At 65.5% G+C, this 4,449-nt stretch carries 2 protein-coding genes; both read right to left on the bottom strand.

Annotated elements, in window-relative coordinates; translation table 11 throughout:
* Positions 1-75: 75 nt before the first annotated feature.
* Positions 76-948 (bottom strand): DUF1186 domain-containing protein, encoded by an 873-nt coding sequence (locus Q8R73_RS02285; RefSeq protein ID WP_305717934.1) that lies wholly within the window; start codon positions 946-948, stop codon positions 76-78.
* Between the two features lie 56 nt (positions 949-1,004).
* The coding region (gene dnaE / locus Q8R73_RS02280) for a DNA polymerase III subunit alpha (RefSeq protein WP_305717933.1) at positions 1,005-4,449 on the bottom strand (3,445 nt) is incomplete at its 5' end.

Below are 4,449 nucleotides of genomic sequence, written 5' to 3'. Positions count from 1 at the left end.
AAACCTCATCCTGAGGAGGCCACGAAGTGGCCGTCTCGAAGGATGGGCTGCAATACCGATCTATGATTCCGGGTACTATGTCAGGCAGCATTTCTTGAATTTTTTGCCGCTGCCGCAGGGACAGGGATCGTTGCGCCCGATTTTTCGCAGGGGATCGCGGACGGGCATCCCGAGAGAATCCCGCGCCCATTCGGGCGTTTCCTCAGTCTGCATTTGCGGCATGAAAGCGTCCCACTTGGACATCTCCGCGACGGTCTCTCCGAACAGACTAAGATCGCCGTCAGCATAAAGCGGCTCGGCGTCCGGATGGGCGAGCGAGTATTGCAGATCCTCTTCGAAATTCTTGAATGTAAGCCATTCCGGATCGATCGACTTGCGCTGAAAAGCCTGCTGCACAAGAGGCTTCAGTTCGGTCAGTCCGAGCCACGCCACCGCGTCGGCCCAGGCGCGCCAGACATAGCAATCCTGCCGCGGCTCGAGCTGCGAAAAGCAATCGCGCAGGAAGGCCGCTGTCGCGTCGCGCGGCAGCTCGCCACGCCGCGTCAGCATGGCGACCGTCTGCAGCATCTTGGCGCGGACATACTCACCGGCTTCAGGATCGCGAATGATCTGATAGAGCGGCTCGGGATCGCCGTCGAAAACGGCCGCCATCACCCGATGGCTGGTCTCGGTAATGCAATCGCCCAGGATCGTATTGAGGACGTCGGGCGGCAGACGCAGGAAGACCGCCAGCGGCCAGTAAGCCTTCTTTTCGCGCCACTCGCCGAACAGATGAAACATGAAGAACAGCGCGTTGGGGTCGACCGGGCCGCGCAACTCGAGAAAATCATCGAGCGTGCGCAGGAAAACGGGAATCATGGTGGCGCGATCGGCCTGGGCGGCGCGGATCGCCTCGACCGGCAAACGCCCTTGAACGCCCAATTCCTCGATCACCTGGACGGGATCCATCACCATCTCCCTGATCGAGAATCCGATCGGTCGCTGTGCTGTAACCGTGTCGAGCCCTACAGCTGCTGCACGTCCACCACGCCCGATACCGCCTTGATGGCGCCGGCGATCTGCGGCGAGACCCTGAAGCGGCCCGGCAGCTTCATTTCCACTTCGGTTTCGAGGTCGAGCATCATCACCAGCGAGACGTCGCCGTCGCCGCCACCGGGCGCCACCGCAACCGGTTTGACCTGGGCGCCGCGGGCGGGGCCGCCCTGCCCCGCCTCGGGCATCGACAATCGCTTGGCGATGGATTCGAGCGGCTTCGTGTCGCGCACGAAAATGCGCAGGCCTTTCTGGGTTTTCGCCGCGGCGGCGTCCAGCGGCTCGGCATGCAGCACCCGGGCCCGGACGTCCTCGCCCTGCAATTCGGCGCCGAGTTGCAGCAGCACCGCCGCGCCCGGCTCCAGCACGTCGCGGTATTGCGCGAGCCCCTCGGAAAACAGCACCGCTTCGAAATGGCCGGTCGGATCGGACAGGCCCATGATGCCCATCTTGTTGCCGGTCTTGGTGCGCCGCTCCATCCGCGACACCACCGTGGCCGCAACCTTGCCCGCGGTGGCGCCGGTTTTGACCGCGCGCGAAAATTCCGCCCAGGTCTGCACCCGCAGCCGCTTCAGCACGGTGGCGTAGTCGTCGAGCGGATGGCCCGACAGGAAGAATCCGATGGCGTCGTATTCGCGCCGCAGCCGCTCGGCCGGCAGCCAGGGCTCGATCTGCGGCAGCATGATGGTCGGCGCGTCGGCGGCGCCGCCGAACATGTCGTTCTGCCCCATGGTCGCAGCCTCGTGGCTGCGCTGGCACGCCGACAGAATGGCCTCGGCGCCGGCGAACACCCGGGCGCGGTTGGAATCGAGGCCATCGAAGGCGCCGGCCGCCGCGAGACTCTCGATCACGCGCTTGTTGATCGCGCGCGGATTCACCCGAACTGCGAAATCCGCCAGCGAGGTGAACAGGCCGTCCTTGCGCGCCTCTACGATGAGTTCGACCGCCTGGCCGCCGACGCCCTTGAGGCCCGCCAGCGCGTAATAGATGGTGTTGTCGCTGACTTCGAAGGTGGCGCCGGAGCGGTTGACGCTGGGCGCCTCGACCTTGATGCCGAGCCGCTGCGCCTCGGCGCGGAATTCCGAGAGCTTGTCGGTATTGCTGAGGTCGAGCGTCATCGACGCCGCCAGGAATTCGACCGGGTAGTGCGCCTTCATGTAGGCGGTGTGATACGACACCAGCGCATAGGCCGCCGCGTGGCTCTTGTTGAAGCCGTAATCGGCGAATTTTGCCAGTAGTTCGAAGATGGTGTCGGCCTGCGCCTTCGGCACGTCGTTCTTCATGGCGCCGGCCACGAAGATGGCGCGCTGCTTTTCCATCTCCGAGCGGATCTTCTTGCCCATGGCGCGGCGCAGCAGGTCGGCGTCCCCCAGCGAATAGCCGGCCATCACCTGGGCGATCTGCATCACCTGTTCCTGGTAGATGATGACGCCGTAGGTCTCCTTCAGGATCGGCTCCAGCATCGGATGCAGGTATTCCGACTCCTCGTCGCCATGCTTGCGGGCGCAGTAGGTCGGGATATTGGCCATCGGGCCCGGGCGATACAGCGCCACCAGCGCGATGATGTCCTCGAAGCGGTCCGGCCGCATGTCGACCAGCGCCCGCCGCATGCCCTGGCTTTCCACCTGGAACACGCCGACCACATCGCCGCGCGCCAGCATGGCGTAGCTCGGCGCATCGTCGAGCGCCAAGGTCGTGAGATCGATCTCGATATTGCGCTGCTTCAGGAGTTTTACCGCGACGTCGAGCACGGTCAGCGTCTTCAGGCCGAGGAAGTCGAATTTGACGAGGCCTGCCGGCTCGACCCATTTCATGTTGAACTGGGTCACCGGCATGTCGGATTTCGGATCGCGGTAGAGCGGCACCAACTCGCTCAGCGGCCGGTCCGAGATCACGATGCCGGCGGCATGGGTCGAGGCGTGCCGGGTCAGGCCCTCGAGGCGCTGCGCGATATCGAAGGCGCGCGCCACCACCGGGTCCTCGTCGCGAAACGCCTGCAGTTTCGGTTCGCTCTCGATCGCCGCCGCCAGCGTCACCGGGGCTGCGGGATTTTGCGGCACCAGCTTGGTCAGCTTGTCGACCTGGCCATAGGGCATCTGCAGCACGCGGCCGACGTCGCGCAGCACGCCGCGCGCCTGCAATGTGCCGAAGGTGATGATCTGGGCGACCTGGTCGCGGCCATAGCGCGCCTGCACATAGTCGATCACCTCGCCGCGCCGGTCCTGGTAGAAGTCGATGTCGAAATCGGGCATCGACACGCGCTCCGGATTGAGGAAGCGCTCGAACAGCAGGCCGAACCGGATCGGATCGAGATCGGTGATGGTCAGGGCATAGGCGACCAGCGAGCCCGCGCCGGAGCCGCGGCCCGGTCCGACCGGAATGCCCTGGCCCTTTGCCCATTTGATGAAGTCGGCGACGATCAGGAAGTAGCCCGGATATTCCATGCGGGTAATGACGTCGACCTCGAAGGCCAGCCGCGCGCGATAGGTCTCCTCGGTCTCGCCTTGCGCCAGGCCGTGGACCCGGAGCCGGTTGGCCAGCCCCTCCTCGGCCTGCCGGCGCAATTCGGTGGCTTCGTCGCTGACGGAGTCGGCGGTGTTGGCGGCGGCGCCGACCGTGAAGCGCGGCAGGATCGGCTTGCGCGTCATCGGGCGGAACGCGCAGCGCTCGGCGATCTCGACCGTGGAGGCCAGCGCCTCCGGAATGTCGGCGAACAGCACCGCCATTTCGGCGCGGGTCTTGAAGCGGTGATCCGGGGTCAGTTGCTCGCGGTCGGTTTCGGCGATCAGGCGTCCGCCGGCGATGCAGAGCAGCGCGTCATGGGCTTCGTAATCGTCCGCGGTGGCAAAATGCGGCTCGTTGGTCGCCACCAGCGGCAGGCCCTTGGCGTAGGCCAGATCGATCAGGCCGGCTTCGGCGCGGCGCTCCTTCTCGACGCCGTGGCGCTGCAGCTCGATATAGAGCCGGTCGCCGAACAGGCTCGCCAGCCGGTCGCAACGAAGCGCGGCCAGCGCCGCATGATCGGCATGGAGCGCCAGTGAGATCGGCCCTTCCGGACCCCCGGTCAGCGCGATCAGGTCCTCGGCGTCGTCCTGCAGCCATTCGAACTTGATGTGCGGCGCCTGATGGATCGGCGTCTCCAGGAACGCCCGCGAATTCAGCCGCATCAGGCTGCGGTAGCCGCGCTCGCGCGCCGCCAGCAGCACGATCCGCGAAGGAGCCGCGGCCATCGCGTTGCGCGCATTGGGATCCTGATCGCCGAAATCGACCGCTAGCTCGCAGCCGATGATCGGCTGGATGCCGTAACCGGCCATCTTGTCGGAGAATTCCAGCGCCCCGAACATGTTGTCGGTATCGGTCAGCGCCAGCGCCGGCTGGCGGTCGGCCTTGGCCAGTTCACCGAGCTTCTGGATCTTG

Origin of the sequence: Bradyrhizobium sp., from assembly GCF_030697065.1 — a bacterium.
Lineage (GTDB): Bacteria > Pseudomonadota > Alphaproteobacteria > Rhizobiales > Xanthobacteraceae > Bradyrhizobium.
This window is presented reverse-complemented; position numbering and strand designations above follow the sequence as displayed.

Coding starts and splice junctions, on each gene's coding strand:
- Q8R73_RS02285 (WP_305717934.1), bottom strand. CDS start 948: ATGGATCCCGTCCAGGTGATCGAGGAATTGGGCGTTCAAGGGCGTTTG.